Consider the following 15,000-nt stretch of genomic DNA (forward strand, 5'->3'; position numbering starts at 1 on the left):
TACTTCAATTCTATGGCATAAAGTCTGGCTGCCCTATTTCAAAGGCATTAAAGTTGTTCGGCCATTAAATTATGTGCCATATATAAAGGAAGATGCCAAGCAGCTATTAATGGATCGTTTTGGTTGGCAACCCTATCCCCAGAAGCATTTTGAGTCTCGGTTTACAAAATTCTATGAAAGTTATTGGCTTCCTCAGCGTTTTGGCTTTGATGTCCGACGCGTTCAGTATTCAAGTTTGATTGTTACAGGACAGATGAATCGCGATGAAGCTCTCGAACTATTGAAGCTGCCAAGTTATGATGAAGCTACACTAGGGCAGGAGCTTGAGTTTGTGGCCAATAAGCTGGGGATTACTGTAGATGAGCTGAATAGCTATATGGAATTGCCAAAGAAAACTTATCGAAATTATAAGAACCAACGACAGATCTATGATTTTGGGGCGCGTGTTATGCGTTCTTTAGGGCTTGAAATTGGAGGAAAGCGATGATAGCTCTTGTGGATTATGGGCTCGGGAATATACAGGCATTTGCTAACATCTATAAAAGACTCGGAATAAAGGTATTGGTTGCAAAAACGCCATCTGATGTACGGAGGGCATCAAAAATTATTCTACCCGGTGTAGGCGCATTTGATTGGGCAATGACTAGGTTGCAGGATTCCGGATTGCGCGAGACTCTTGATGAAGAAGTACTTGTCAAAAAGAAACCCATTTTAGGTGTTTGTGTAGGCATGCAGATGCTGGCTCATAGCAGTGAGGAAGGTATTCTCCCTGGTTTGGGCTGGATTAATGCAACAGTTGTAAAATTTGATTCTCAGTATTTGAACGGTCAAACACATTTGCCTCATATGGGGTGGAATGATGTTGAGCCTTGTAACTGTGATTTGCTATTCAGGGGTCTTGATACTCCCCGATATTATTTTTTGCATTCATTTTTTATGAAACCTCATCAAAAAGAAATTACAATTGCTACCGCGCAATATGGTATATCTTTCACTGCGGCGGTTAGATCTGGTAATGTGTATGGAACCCAGTTTCATCCGGAGAAAAGTCATGAGTGGGGAATTGGCTTACTTAAGAATTTTGCGGAGCTTGCCTGATGTTACGACCTAGATTAATTCCTTGTTTATTAATTCATAACGGCGGTTTGGTGAAGACGGTCAGGTTTGGTGAACCTAAATATGTGGGTGATCCAATTAATGCTGTTCGTATCTATAATGAGAAAGAGGTAGATGAATTGGTTGTGTTGGATATCGATGCGACAGTCAATGGTGTTGAACCTGACTATCGGATGATATCCCATCTGGCGGCGGAATGTCGGATGCCGCTTTGTTATGGCGGAGGTGTACGCACTATAGATCAGTTTGATAGGATCATCAGCCTGGGTGTTGAAAAGGTTGCCATAAGTGCAACTGCAATAGAAAATCAGCAGTTAATTACTGATGCTGCTAGACGTATTGGGAGCCAAAGTGTGGTTGTTGTGCTTGATGTCAAAAAAACCGGCTTGTTACGACACTATGAGGTCGTGACGCATAACGGTATGCGTAGAACAGGTTTGAACCCTGTGGATTTTGTTAGGCAATTGGCTGATGCAGGAGCGGGTGAGATTGTTGTGAATTCGGTTGATTTTGATGGCGAGTTGAAGGGATATGATTTTCAGTTGATCGATTCAATTCGTAAGGTTGTGACATTGCCACTAACAGTACTTGGAGGAGCAGGCTCTCTTGAAGATATTGAGGCATTGGTCAAGAGATATGGTATTATTGGTGCTGCTGCTGGCAGCATCTTTGTTTTTAAGGGCAAATACAGGGCAGTACTGATCAATTATCCGAATCGTAAGGAAAAGGTTGCGTTGTACCAGAGGGCAGGTTTTCAATTGTATAGTTAAAAATATTGACAAAAGGTGAAGCAAATTATCCAGGATATCAAAGACGGTCAGACCATTCTTGAGGAGGTTCCGGTTCCTCAGGTTAAGTCTGGTCATATTTTAGTGAGAACATCCCGAACACTGGTGTCGCTCGGTACTGAGCGGATGCTGGTTGATTTCGGCAAGGCTAATTTTATTGACAAGGCTCGCCAGCAGCCTGACAAGGTGAAGCAGGTGCTGGACAAGGTGAAGACGGACGGGATCAAGCCTACGTATGATTCTGTGATGAACAAGCTCGGGCAACCATTGCCGCTTGGGTATTGCAATGTTGGTGAGGTTGTTGCTGTAGGAAAGGGTGTAACCGAGTTTCGGATTGGAGACAGGGTCGCATCGAACGGGCCTCATGCTGAATATGTATTGGTACCGGTCAACTTGGCAGCCAAGGTGCCTGACGGCGTGAGTGATGAGGAGGCTGTGTTTACGGTTATCGGGTCTATTGCTTTGCAGGGAATCCGGCTGCTTGCTCCTATGTTTGGTGAGACAGTTGTTGTTATTGGTCTGGGTTTGATCGGGTTGATTACCGCTGAATTGCTTCGAGCAAATGGATGTGTTGTTATCGGGTTTGATTTTGATGAGCAGAAAGTGTCTCTGGTGCGGGAGAAAAGTGTGCATGCGGTGAACCTGGCCCACGGGGCTGATCCGGTTGCTGTCGTTTTGGAACATACCCGGGATATTGGGGCTGACGGAGTGATAATTACAGCATCGAACTCGAGTGACGAGATCATGCATCAGGCGGCGGAGATGTCGCGAAAACGGGGCAGGATCATTCTTGTAGGCGTGGTTGGGCTCAAGCTTCGTCGTGATGATTTTTACAAGAAGGAGTTGTCGTTCCAGGTTTCCTGTTCGTATGGTCCGGGCAGGTATGATGAGGCTTACGAGAACAAAGGGCAGGATTATCCGATCGGGTATGTTCGCTGGACCGAGAAGCGCAATTTCGAAGCGGTACTGCAAGCGATTGCTGCAAGGCAGCTCGATGTTAAACGATTGATTACCGAGCGGGTCAAGCTGGAGGAGTATGCGCAGATCTATGGTGATATGAAAAAGCCGGGATCGATTGCGTCTATTCTTGAGTACAGTCAGAATGGGCGTGCGCCTGAAGTTGTTGTGAGCCTTGATGAACATGCCTATACAGCTCAGAAGGCTGTGCTGGGGATTATCGGGGCTGGTAATTTTGCGAGTTCCACCATTTTGCCTTGTCTTGAAAAAACGCCTGCCGTACTGAAGTATATAGCCAGTTCTGGAGGGTTAACTGCTACAACGCTGGCCAAGAAGTTCGGGGCTGCTAAAGCTACCTCTGATTACAAGCTTATGCTTCAGGATAAGGATGTTGATACCGTTGTGATTACTACGCGGCACAATACGCATGCCTCCATGGTTGTTGAAGCATTGCAGGCAGGGAAGCATGTCTTTGTTGAAAAGCCACTTGCTCTGAACAGCGAGGAGCTTGAAGGGATTGTGTCCGCATACTCAGCACTAAGCACTCAGCACTCAGGACTAACTGTTATGGTCGGGTTCAACAGGCGGTTCGCTCCGTTGGCCCTGAAAATGAAAGAGCTTATTGGTGACAATGTGGCTCCTGTAAACATTGTGGCTACCATGAATGCCGGTGCCATTCCTCCGGATGTGTGGGTGCATGATCCGGAAGTCGGGGGTGGGCGCATTATCGGGGAAGCATGTCACTTTATCGATCTCTGTTCCTACCTGGCTGGCAGCAGTGTGACGGCCGTCTGCATGAATGCGATGGGCGTGAACCCTGATGAAACGACAGATAATGCAAGTATCCTGTTGAAATACGAGAACGGCAGCAATGCAGTGATCAACTATTTTGCAAATGGCAGTAAAGCCTATGCAAAGGAGCGGGTCGAGGTGTTCAGCCAGCAGAAGGTGCTTGTTCTGGATAACTGGCGCAAGCTGCAGGGGTACGGGTTTGGCAAGTTTAAGTCTGCTTCGTCTGCGCAGGATAAGGGGCATGCAAAGCAGTTCAGTCTGTTTGTGGAACGGTTGCAGAAGGGTGGTGAAGCGTTGATTCCGTTTGGTGACCTGGTGAATACCACCAAGGCAAGCTTTGCTGCTATCGAGTCGATGAAGCGAGGGGAATGGATTACGGTTCAGTGACGGGTAAGGTTTTTCGGTATCTCTATACGCTCAGGCATCTCAAGCCTGAGCAGGTGCTCTTCCAGTTGTATTATCGTTTCAGAAGGGCGGTTAGGCCGGTCTCGTATGATGCTGAGGTCAGTGTTGCTTCTGCAGTAGAGACGGTTGGTTTGCGCCTTGCTGAGTTTATTGCTAAGCCGTGTACGTTTCAACAGGGGCAGTATACTTTTCTGAATCTCTCGTTAGCCTTCCCTGATGATGCGGTTGACTGGGAGTGCATGCAGTATGGCAAGCTCTGGCTGTATAATCTGCACTACTTTGATTATCTGCTTCAGCCTGATTTGGAGAAGGAGATCGGGGTAGGGTTGATCAGGCAGTATGTTGCTGCGTTGCCCTCTATGCAGGTTGGAATAGAGCCATATCCTGTGTCACTTCGGGGGATCAATTGGATCAAGTTTTTGTCACTATATGGTATTAGTTATAAGGACATTGACAGATTGCTGTATTCCCAGTACCATATTCTTTCCCGGACGTTAGAGTTTCATTTGCTTGGCAATCATCTGCTCGAGAACGCTTTTTCGTTGCTGTTCGGAGCGGTTTACTTTGGTGAGTATTCATGGTTTGATAAAAGCAGGAAGCTGTTGTTGCGAGAACTGCAGGAACAGGTGCTTGTTGATGGGGCGCATTTTGAATTGTCTCCCATGTATCACCAGATTCTTTTGGACCGGTTGCTTGATTGCGTGAATCTGCTGCTGCATAACCAGAGGTTTTCAGAACAGGAAAAGCTTCTCGGGTTTATGCGGGAAAAAGCTGTGTCGATGCTTGGGTGGTTGCAAACCATGACATTGGCTGATGGTTCTATTCCTCATCTGAATGATGCAACTGATGGTATAGCTCCTTCTTCAGAGGAGCTTTTTTCTTACGCCCAGCGGTTGGGGTTATCAGTGCCTGAAAGTGTATTGCTTTCAGAATCGGGATACCGGCGGTATGACCGTGCGGCCTATACATGTATAGCTGATGTTGGGAAAATCGGTCCTGATTACATTCCAGGGCATGCGCATGCCGATACATTGAATTTTGTACTCCAGGTACATGGTAAGCCGTTTCTTGTCGATACCGGTATTTCTACCTATGAAAAGAATTCGTTGCGTGATGAGGAGCGTGGTACAGCTGCGCATAACACCGTTTTGGTGAATAGCATTAATTCATCCGATGTGTGGGGCGGGTTCAGGGTTGGAAAGCGAGCACGGGTAAGGGTACTCGAAGATGATGGTGATCGTCTTACGGCAAGCCATGACGGCTATCGAGCGCTTGGTGTGGTGCACCAGAGGGACTGGCGGTTTACTGACTCGGACATTGTTATTGCCGATGAAGTAAGCGGGCAACCTGAATCAGCAGTTGCCTGTCTGCATTTTGAGTATGGTATACAGGTTGAACAGCGTGCATCCGGAGTTGTGGCTGATGGTATTAGTGTGGAGTTTGAGGGTGCTGAGGGGATTGTGCTTGAGCCTTATCAGCAGGCGCAAGGGTTTAACAAGCGGCGTGAGGCGGTGTGTGTGAAGGTTCGGTTCAGTGATAAGCTTTTGACCAGTATTCTGTTATGAAGGTTCTTTTTCTCACTGACAATTTTCCTCCTGAAGTGAATGCACCAGCTACCCGAACGTATGAACATTGCAGGGAGTGGGTGAAGCAGGGGGTTGAGGTGACGGTGATTACCTGTGCCCCGAATTTTCCTCAGGGAAATGTGTATGAGGGATATCGGAACAGGCTGCTACAGAAGGAGGAAATGGATGGGATCAAGGTAGTCAGGGTATGGAGTTATATCACGGCGAATGAGGGGTTTCTTAAAAGAACGATCGATTATATCAGTTTCGGAGTGTCGTCGTTTTTTGTTGGCTTGTTCTATGATGCGGATGTAATTGTTGCGACGTCCCCACAGTTCTTTACAGCTATGTCGGGGCGTAACCTGGCGTGGGTGAAGCGGAAACACTGGGTGATGGAGGTTCGTGATCTCTGGCCAGCCTCGATCAAACATGTTGGCGGAATGGATGATAACGCCGCGATACGATATCTGGAATGGGAAGAGATGCGCTGTTACCGTCAGGCCGCAGGGATTGTAATGGTGACGGATTCTTTTGTTCGGGTTATTACAGAACGGGGGATTGAGAGGGAGAAGTGCGCGGTGGTGAAAAACGGGGCAAACCTTGAGTTGTTCAGGCCTCGCGTGAAGAGTTGTGAGTTGCTTGCCTCTCTTGGGCTCGAGGGAAAGTTTATAGTTGGCTATATCGGGACGCATGGTATGGCACATAAACTTGATTTTATAGTTCGTTGCGCCACAAAGGTCCAGAATCCTGATATCCATTTTCTCTTTATCGGAGACGGGGCTGAAAAGAAAAATGTGATGGAGTTAGCTGCATTGGTTGGCTGCAGCAACGTGACCTTTCTTGATTCTGTTTCTAAGGATCTTATTGCTGATTATCTCTCCGTTACCGATGTGGCATTGGTTCCACTTCGCAAAACAGATCTTTTTACAACGGTAATTCCGTCCAAGATTTTCGAGACTGCCTCTATGCAGAAACCGCTCTTGCTTGGTGTTGATGGCGAAGCGCGTGAGCTCGTAGAGAGCTATGGCGCCGGTTTGTTTTTCGAACCTGAAAATGAATCTGATTTTTTAGAGAAGCTTGATCTCTTGTACAACGATAAGTCTGTTTATCAGCAGTGCCAGGAGGGTGGTGCACGGTTAGCCAAGGCGTTTGACCGCAAAAGGCTTGCTACTGAGATGCTTGAGCATCTGAAACATTTTGCTTTTCAATCATAATTAATTCAGGAATTCTATGCTTGTTCAGTTTATTGGTCTCGGATATATCGGGCTCCCGACCGCTGCGGTTGTTGCACACAAGGGCGTTCATGTTCATGGTGTGGATGTGAATACTCGCGTTGTCGAAACGATCAACAAGGGCGAAATACATATTGTTGAGCCGGGGCTTGCCGACGTTGTGCGTGAGGGGGTGCAGAGCGGGAAACTGCAAGCATCTACTGAGCCGACGGTGGCTGATGTTCATCTTGTGGTTGTGCCTACACCTTTCAAGGGTGTCTATGAGCCGGATATTTCGTTTGTCGAGGCAGCTACGAGAAAGGTTTTACCATTGCTGAAGGAAGGTGATACCTATATCATCGAATCCACCTCTCCTGTCGGAACAACTGAAAAGATGGCTGCGCTGATTTTCAGGGAGCGACCAGAACTTAAGGGACATTTGTACGTTGCCTATTGCCCCGAGAGAGTACTTCCCGGTAATGTGCTGTATGAACTGGTGCATAATGACCGTGTCATCGGAGGGATTGACGAGGCGTCTACAAAAAAAGCTATCGAGTTTTACCGGTTGTTTGTAGAAGGGGAGTTGCATGCGACCAATGCGAGAACTGCAGAAATGTGCAAGCTTACAGAAAACTCATCACGTGACGTGCAGATAGCGTTTGCCAATGAGTTGTCACTGATCTGTGACAAGGCCGGTATTAATGTCTGGGAATTGATTGCCTTGGCGAACAGGCATCCGCGCGTGCACATCCTGCAGCCAGGTTCAGGCGTTGGAGGGCATTGTATTGCGGTTGATCCATGGTTTATTGTTGCGGATTATCCGAAAGAGTCGCGTTTAATCGGTACGGCACGAGAAATCAATAATTACAAGTCGTTCTGGTGTGCCGAAAAAATAAAGAACGCTATGCTCGAGTTTGAGTTGAAGCATGGTCGTAAGCCCCTGACTGCATTGATGGGGTTGGCGTTCAAGCCTGATATCGACGATCTGCGCGAGAGTCCGGCGAAGTACATTGCGCAGAAGGTGATGCAGAGCGAGCAGGATAATTTTCTTGTCGTAGAGCCGAATATCAAGGAGCACAGTGTGTTTAAACTGACTGGCGTCGAAGAGGCTTATGAAAATGCTGATATTATCGTGTTTCTTGTGGCTCATAAAGAGTTTAAAACGCTCGATTGGTGCGACGATAAAGTGATACTTGATTATGCAGGTGTGTTTAAACGTAATTAACCGTAACCTATCGAAGGTTTTTTTGCTTTATACCTTCATTTAAAATCCGTCCTTGTGTCTATTTCCCCAAGAGTTAAAAAAGTTATGATTGTTTTCGGAACCCGTCCGGAAGCAATCAAGATGGCTCCGCTTGTCAAGGAGTTTGAAAAATATCCCGAAACATTTAATACAGTAGTGGCTGTTACCGGTCAGCATCGGGAGATGCTTGATCAGGTGTTGCAGTTATTTGAGATTGTACCAGATTATGATCTCGATATAATGAAAAAGGGGCAGGACCTTTATGATGTGACGTCGAGGGTTTTGCTTGGAATGAGGGATGTATTGCGTGACGCAAAACCTGATGTGCTTTTTGTGCATGGGGATACAACCACTTCAACGGCAACGGCTCTTGCGGGTTTTTATGAGCAGATACCGGTTGCGCATATTGAGGCTGGTCTGCGAACCCACAATCGCTACAGTCCATGGCCGGAAGAGATGAATCGTCAACTGACTGGCAGGTTGGCTTCATTGCATTTTGCGCCAACATCCCTGAGCCGTGATAATTTGCTCAGTGAAAATGTACCTCCGGAGAATATACAGGTAACCGGAAATACGGTGATCGATGCATTGTATTGGGTTTTGCAGAAAATCGAGGCGACTTCTGATATTGAAAACCGGGTACTTGAAACACTCGGAGCATTTGGTTTATCGAAAAATCTGGTTCGATGCTGGACGGTTGGTGGCGAAAGAAAGCTGGTTCTGATAACCGGGCATCGCCGGGAAAATTTCGGTGATGGATTCATGAATATTTGTAACGGCATTAAAGAGCTTTCGGAACGATATCCGGATGTGGATTTTGTGTATCCCATGCATCTGAATCCGAACGTCCGGAAGCCTATCATGGAAGTGTTTGGTGAGGGGCAAGAGGTTAGTAATGTGCATTTCATCGAGCCACTTGATTATCTGCCGTTTGTGTATCTGATGAATCGATCTTATCTGGTGTTGACCGATTCGGGAGGGATTCAGGAGGAAGCTCCGGGACTTGGTAAGCCTGTGCTGGTTATGCGAGATACCACTGAACGTCCTGAAGCTCTTGATGCCGGTACAGTTCGTTTGGTTGGAACAGATAAAGCGTTGATTGTGAGTGAAGTCAGCAGGTTGCTTGATGACGATGGGCATTATCTGCAAATGTCAAAGGCGCATAATCCTTATGGCGATGGAAGAGCTTGTGAGAGGATTGTTGAAGCTATGAGTGTTGTGTTAGTGGCTAATGGTGAGGCACTTTGAATGGTTGTAGAAAATTGGTTTTATCCCCCAAATAAAATCTGAAATTATGTGTGGAATAGTTGGATATATCGGGTTGCGCGAGGCTGCGCCTTTGTTGTTGCAGGGCCTGAAACGGCTGGAGTACCGTGGGTATGATTCGGCTGGCATCGCCGTTTTGAACGGCGAAATGCGGGTTGTGAAGCAGAAGGGGAATGTTGCCGCGCTTGGTGAGGCGGTGGCTGCTTGTAATGGCAGCGTTTCGGGTGCTACGCTTGGTATCGGGCATACGCGGTGGGCGACGCATGGGGATCCGAGTGACAGGAATGCGCATCCGCATGTGAGTGGTGAGGGAGATATCGCCCTGATTCATAACGGTATAATTGAAAACCATGCGGCGCTTCGTACCGAGCTTACAAAGCATGGGTACAGGTTTGCAAGCGATACCGATTCGGAGGTGCTTGTTCATCTGATAGATCATCTCTGGAAGCAGATTCCTTTTCTTGATTTTGAAGGGGCGGTGAGGCAGGCGCTTACCATTGTGGATGGAGCTTATGGTATTTGCGTGATATCGAGCCGTGAACCGGAGAAAATGATTGTGGCCCGGAAAGGAAGCCCGCTGGTTATCGGTATTGGTGATGGGGAGTATTTTGTGGCGTCGGATGCGGCTCCTTTAATTGAATATACCCGGAGGGTGGTCTATCTCTCGGATGGGGAGATGGCTGTGCTTTTGCGCGATGGCTTCAGCGTGAAGACCATCGATAACATTACCCAGGAGAAAGCAGTGACCGAGCTTGATTTTGAGCTTGGCGAGATAGAAAAAGGCGGGTTCGAGCATTTCATGCTGAAGGAGATTTATGAGCAGCCCATGGTCATGCATGATGTGATGCGTGGCAGGGTCAGGCTCGAGGAGGGGCTTATTCAGCTTGGAGGTATTGCCGACAGGCTTGAGCAGTTGCGCGAGGCGAAGCGGATAGTTATTTGTGCATGCGGTACGAGCTGGCATGCGGGGCTGATCGGGGAGTATCTGATCGAGGAGTTTGCCCGGATTCCGGTTGAAGTGGATTATGCCTCGGAGTTCCGGTACCGGAGCCCGATAATCGGGCCCGGCGATGTGATGATTGTGATTTCTCAATCGGGTGAAACGGCTGATACGCTTGCCGCTTTGCGGCTGGCCAAGGAGCGGGGAGCGCTTGTGGTCGGGATCTGCAATGTGGTGGGTTCCACTATTGCGCGCGAAACCGATTGCGGTATCTACACGCATGCGGGACCGGAGATCGGCGTTGCTTCAACCAAAGCGTTTACGGCTCAGGTTATTGTGCTTGCGATGCTGGCGCTTGCCCTCAGCAAGGACAAGTCGATGTCGGAAGCGGAACTAACGGTTGCCTTGCAGTGCCTGAACGACCTTCCGGATAAGGCTGACCGGATTCTTGAGAGCAATGAGGCTATACGGGATATTGCCGCATTGTACAAGGATGCCTCGAACTTCCTCTACCTCGGCAGGGGGTACAACTTCCCGGTAGCGCTTGAAGGGGCTCTGAAGCTGAAAGAGATATCGTACATCCATGCAGAGGGGTATCCGGCAGCGGAAATGAAGCATGGGCCGATTGCCCTGATAGACGAGGAGATGCCGGTTGTGGTGATTGCTCCGAAGGATAATACGTACAGGAAAGTGCTGTCGAATATCGAGGAGGTTCGTTCGCGCAAGGGCAGGGTTATTGCCATTGCGACGGAGGGGGATGAGGAGATTGCTCAACTTGCCGATCATGTGTTGCATGTCCCTCATGCGGCGCCGTTTATGATGCCGCTGTTGACGGTTATTCCGTTGCAGCTTTTGGCTTATCATATTGCGACGCAGCGGGGATGCGATGTTGACAGGCCGAGAAATCTGGCGAAGTCGGTGACGGTGGAGTGAGGAGCGTGAGCCGTAAGACTGGGGATTGAAGATGAAGATTTTTCCCACGGATTAACACAGATTTTCACAGATTGGCTGCTGGATCGTTCAGCTTTGCTGCTCAATTCAGCAGCCGGATTTTTGATTGAAGAGGAAGAGCGCGGTTCCCGCTGATTGGGATCGGATTAGGGAGGGATAGGGGAGGAAGAGTTTTGCCCACGGATTTTCACGGATTGACACGGATTGACATGGATTGATGGGTGAGGTGGTGTCTGGGGGGTTGTGTTATGGTTTTGGGCTTTTGTGGTGTCGGGTTGTTTGGTGGTAAGATGGAGAACGCGGTTCCCGCTGATTGAAAGCGGATTTTCACAGATGGCGGTTTGTGGGTTTTCAGCCCCGTAGGGGCGACATGTCGGTAGCCCGGGGTGTCAACCCCGGCGGGTACGGTGCCCTTCCCCCATGTATGGGTTTCGGCCCGTAGGGGCCGCGGGGATTGGGGAGGAAGAGTTTTGCCCACGGATTAACACAGATTTTCACGGATGGCGGATGAGTTGCTCAGCTTTGCTGCTCAATTCATCCGCCGGATTATTTGATTGAAGAGCGCGGTTCCCGCTGATTGAAAGCGGATTTTCACAGAAGAATTGAAGAGAAGAGGAAGAGGTTGCCCACGGATTGGCACTGATTTTTGGATGAGGGATTTCCCAGGGGGTTGTGTTGAGCTTTTCGGCTATTTAGCCATCCAGCTATCTCGCTATCCAGCCATGAAGAGAAAGAGCGCGGTTCCCGCTTATTGAAATCGGATTTTCACGGATTGAAAGAGCGTAGGATGGAAGATGATCGTGTTACGGGTTATGTGTTAAGAGTTATGGTGAAGAAAGTTGGCTGTTAGATGGAGATCGAACCGAGAATAAAATAAGGTGTTGTGGATTAATAAGATATTGCCTTTGCTTCTGTTGCCGCCGGGGCTGTGTGTGGTGTTGATTGTTGGCGGGTTGGTTTTTCGGAGGCGGGTGTTGCTCTGGTTGGGAGTGGTTGTGCTTTCGGTGTCCAGTATGCCGGTTGTTGGCGATGCTTTGATGCGGCAGGTGGAGGGTGGCTCGGGCAGAATTTCGGTTAGCGCGATCAAGCAGGCTGGTGCCATTGTTGTGTTGAGCGGGATGGTTGAGCAGGTTGCAAGCGCTCCTTATGGCGAATGGGGTGAAGCTGCGGACAGGTTTGACGGAGGTGTGGAGTTGTACCGTGCCGGGAAAGCTCCGGTTCTGGTGTTTACTGGTGGTCAGTTGCCCTGGCAGAAACAGTATGTACCTGAAGGCGAGCTGCTTGCGAGGAGAGCGATACTGTCAGGTGTTCCGGAATCGGTGATACGGATCAGCGGGATTGCCGGGAATACTGAAGAGGAGGCGGTTGCTGTTCGCCGAATGCTTAAGGGGAACCGTATTGTTCTGGTGACGAGCGCGTTTCATATGCCTCGATCGGTTGCGTTGTTCGAGCAGGCCGGGTTCACGGTTGAGCCGTATCCGGTGGATTTCAGGGTCAGCGGGATGAAGCGTCTGACGGTGCTGGATTTTTTGCCTTCGGCGGATGGATTGGAGCAATCGGTGACGGCGTTGCGGGAGTTGATGGGGAGGGGGTATTATTTTGTGAAAGGCTTGATGGCTGGTTAGCTATAGTGCTGAATAGCGAAGAGAAGAGGAAGATTTTTGCCCACGGATGAAAAATGTGTGCTGTTAGCGGTGGACAGTGGGCCGGGGAAGAGGTAGGGATGAATCGAAGAGGAAGAGGTTGCCCACGGATTGACACGGATTTACACAGATTGGCTGCTGGATCGTTCAGCTTCGCTGCTCAATTCAGCAGCCGGATTTTTGATTGAAGAGCGCGGTTCCCGCGGATTGAAATCGGATTGGCACGGAGGTAAGAGTGTGGGATTGTGTTGTGAGTTATGCGTTAAGCAATTCAGCTATCCAGCAGTTCAGCTCGTTGGATTGAAGAGGAAGAGGTTGCCCACGGATTGACACAGATTTTCACGGATTGGCGGATGAGTTGCTCAGCTTTGCTGCTCAATTCATCCGCCGGATTATTTTTGAAGAGGGAGAGCGCGGTTCCCGCTGATTGGGGATTGGATTAGGGAGGGATTGAAGAGGAAGAGTTGCCCACAGATTGACACGGATTTTCACGGATTGGCGGATGAGTTGTTCAGCTTCGCTGCTCAATTCATCCGCCGGGTTTTTGAGGGAAGAAAGAGCGCGGTTCCCGCTGATTGGGAGCGGATTTTCACAGAAGAATTGAAGAGAGAAGATTTTTGCCCACGGATTTTCACGGATTGGCACGGATTGATGGGTGAGGTGGTGTCTGGGGGGTAGTGTTATGTTTTTGGGTTTTTGTGGTGTTGGGTTATCCAGATATAAGAGTAAGAACGCGGTTCCCGCTGATTGGGATCGGATTTTCACGGATGGGAAGATTGTAATACTTCTTGGGGACGCTGATCCGTAGCCTCAATATCTTTCAGAGAAGAGGAAGAGGTTGCCCACGGATTTTCACGGATTTGCACAGATTGATGGATGAGGGTTGACCGGGGGTTGTGTTGAGCTTTTCGGCTATTGAGCCATCAAGCTATCTCGCCATCCAGCCATGAAGAGTAAGAGCGCGGTTTCCGCTGATTGGGAGCGGATTTTCACGGATGGAAGACGTGAGCGGTGAGCGGGAAGCCCTGCACGTACCCGCGCCTCACTCTTTTATGTTGTTGAGGAGCCAGTCGCTGGCTTGGGTGGAGCTGATTGTTTCGGGGAGCGTGGTTGCTCGGAGTGGTGTGAGGGTTATCAGGCGCAGGGTTGCGCCTGTAAATTCTTTTGCGGCTTCGTGGAGCGCTCTGGTTTCTCTTTTTCTGACTATCGGGTCGTCAAGGGTTGAACAGACCTGAATCAGTTCGGGGGTTTCGTTGCCGTTTTGGGCATAAAAGTCCACTTCGTAGCCCGAAGTTGTTCGTATATAGCTTGTTTGGTATCCTCGTCTTGCGAGTTCGAGGTAAACGGCGGTTTCGAGCGCATGGCCTGTATTTTCTTTTCCGTGGCGTTCATAGAGCGGAATAAGGCTGGTATCGGCAGGATATATTTTTCTTGGATTCACCATTCGGCGCCTTTCGGATCCGGTTGCTACCGAGATGGTATGGAGCAGAAAGGCGTCTTCGAGATGCCCGAGGTATGCATGCAGGGTGTCTTTGGCAACGGATAATCCCTGGGATTTCAGATCATTGTGGAAGCGGTTGATACTGAACGATCCGGCGGCATTTCCGAGCAGATGGCGTACCATCCAGCGCAGGGCGAGAGGGTTTGTGATGTTGTGTCGTTCGATGACATCAAGCAGCAGTGCTACGTCAATATAGCTCCGGAGCAGTTCCCGTCGATAGGGTTCTTCAATACCGATGGTTTCAGGGAATCCGCCGTTCTGCAGGTAGTCGGCCAGTTCATGATCGATTGCCGAGCGTTCGGCTTTGTTCCACCGTTCTGGCGGATGAGCGGGTTCCATTCCTCTGTGACGGAGATATTCCCTGAAGCTGAAAGGGTAAACTGTGGTTTCAAGAGCCCTGCCCCGCATGCTTGTGGCGACCTCTTTCGATAACATACGGGATGAGGAGCCGGAGAGATACAGTTCGATGTTTTCGGTGTCGAGAAGTCTTCTGACGAAGAGTTCCCATCCCTTTACAACCTGTATTTCATCAAGGAAAAAAAATGTTTTGCCGCTGTCTCGCATATGTGGTTGCAACCGGTAGAATTCTTCGACGATGAGTTCGAGATCGGATGGTTGCATG

The 15,000-nt window shown here is 49.0% G+C and carries 11 protein-coding genes (2 of these 11 cut by a window edge); 10 read left to right on the top strand and 1 reads right to left on the bottom strand.

What is annotated here, in order from left to right; all coding sequences use genetic code 11:
* From K4305_RS07690 to K4305_RS07735, 10 genes are all read left to right on the top strand, one after another.
* Positions 1 to 487 carry the end of an N-acetyl sugar amidotransferase gene (locus K4305_RS07690; RefSeq protein WP_331561830.1) on the top strand. It extends 653 nt beyond the left edge of the window, so only the last 487 of its 1,140 coding nucleotides appear in the window; the start codon falls outside the window, past its left edge; the stop codon is at positions 485 to 487.
* Positions 484 to 1,098, top strand: a complete 615-nt coding sequence (hisH, locus tag K4305_RS07695) for an imidazole glycerol phosphate synthase subunit HisH (RefSeq protein WP_331561831.1) — start codon at positions 484 to 486, stop codon at positions 1,096 to 1,098. The genes K4305_RS07690 and hisH overlap by 4 nt, the downstream gene beginning before the upstream one ends.
* Positions 1,098 to 1,886 carry an AglZ/HisF2 family acetamidino modification protein gene (locus tag K4305_RS07700; RefSeq protein WP_331561832.1) on the top strand — a complete coding sequence of 263 codons (789 nt, stop codon included), beginning with the start codon at positions 1,098 to 1,100 and terminating at the stop codon, positions 1,884 to 1,886. The genes hisH and K4305_RS07700 overlap by 1 nt, the downstream gene beginning before the upstream one ends.
* Positions 1,887 to 1,901: 15 nt before the next feature.
* Entirely contained in the window at positions 1,902 to 4,040 is a 2,139-nt protein-coding gene (locus tag K4305_RS07705) for a bi-domain-containing oxidoreductase (protein ID WP_331561833.1), read from the top strand.
* Entirely contained in the window at positions 4,022 to 5,623 is a 1,602-nt protein-coding gene (locus K4305_RS07710; RefSeq protein WP_331561834.1) for an alginate lyase family protein, read from the top strand. The genes K4305_RS07705 and K4305_RS07710 overlap by 19 nt, the downstream gene beginning before the upstream one ends.
* On the top strand, positions 5,620 to 6,837 hold the full coding sequence (locus K4305_RS07715) for a glycosyltransferase family 4 protein (RefSeq protein WP_331561835.1): 1,218 nt from the start codon (positions 5,620 to 5,622) through the stop codon (positions 6,835 to 6,837). Before K4305_RS07710 ends, K4305_RS07715 begins: the two co-directional genes overlap by 4 nt.
* Positions 6,838 to 6,853: 16 nt before the next feature.
* On the top strand, positions 6,854 to 8,059 hold the full coding sequence (gene wecC, locus K4305_RS07720) for a UDP-N-acetyl-D-mannosamine dehydrogenase (protein ID WP_331561836.1): 1,206 nt from the start codon (positions 6,854 to 6,856) through the stop codon (positions 8,057 to 8,059).
* An 84-nt stretch (positions 8,060 to 8,143) separates the two neighbouring features.
* The gene (gene wecB, locus K4305_RS07725; protein WP_331561837.1) at positions 8,144 to 9,325 is read left to right on the top strand and encodes a non-hydrolyzing UDP-N-acetylglucosamine 2-epimerase; all 1,182 of its coding nucleotides are present in this window, start codon (positions 8,144 to 8,146) and stop codon (positions 9,323 to 9,325) included.
* 46 nt (positions 9,326 to 9,371) lie between these two features.
* Positions 9,372 to 11,216, top strand: a complete 1,845-nt coding sequence (gene glmS, locus K4305_RS07730) for a glutamine--fructose-6-phosphate transaminase (isomerizing) (protein WP_331561838.1) — start codon at positions 9,372 to 9,374, stop codon at positions 11,214 to 11,216.
* Between the two features lie 896 nt (positions 11,217 to 12,112).
* Positions 12,113 to 12,859: a YdcF family protein gene (locus tag K4305_RS07735; RefSeq protein WP_331561839.1), complete on the top strand. Its 747-nt coding sequence runs from the start codon at positions 12,113 to 12,115 to the stop codon at positions 12,857 to 12,859.
* Positions 12,860 to 13,919: 1,060 nt separating this feature from the next.
* On the opposite strand, the gene K4305_RS07740 is transcribed toward K4305_RS07735, so the two are convergent.
* Positions 13,920 to 15,000: the 3' portion of an ATP-binding protein gene (locus tag K4305_RS07740; RefSeq protein WP_331561840.1), read on the bottom strand. The gene runs 245 nt beyond the window's last position; only the last 1,081 of its 1,326 coding nucleotides appear in the window; its start codon lies beyond the right edge, outside the window; the stop codon is at positions 13,920 to 13,922.

Origin of the sequence: Chlorobium sp., assembly GCF_036528655.1 — a bacterium.
Classification (GTDB): Bacteria; Bacteroidota; Chlorobiia; order Chlorobiales; family Chlorobiaceae; genus Chlorobium.

Bases quoted from the DNA above. Each gene is read 5' to 3' on its own strand.
- wecB (WP_331561837.1), top strand. From the start codon at position 8,144: ATGATTGTTTTCGGAACCCGTCCGGAAGCAATCAAGATGGCTCCGCTT.
- K4305_RS07715 (WP_331561835.1), top strand. From the start codon at position 5,620: ATGAAGGTTCTTTTTCTCACTGACAATTTTCCTCCTGAAGTGAATGCA.
- glmS (WP_331561838.1), top strand. From the start codon at position 9,372: ATGTGTGGAATAGTTGGATATATCGGGTTGCGCGAGGCTGCGCCTTTG.
- K4305_RS07700 (WP_331561832.1), top strand. From the start codon at position 1,098: ATGTTACGACCTAGATTAATTCCTTGTTTATTAATTCATAACGGCGGT.
- K4305_RS07710 (WP_331561834.1), top strand. From the start codon at position 4,022: ATGGATTACGGTTCAGTGACGGGTAAGGTTTTTCGGTATCTCTATACG.
- wecC (WP_331561836.1), top strand. From the start codon at position 6,854: ATGCTTGTTCAGTTTATTGGTCTCGGATATATCGGGCTCCCGACCGCT.
- hisH (WP_331561831.1), top strand. From the start codon at position 484: ATGATAGCTCTTGTGGATTATGGGCTCGGGAATATACAGGCATTTGCT.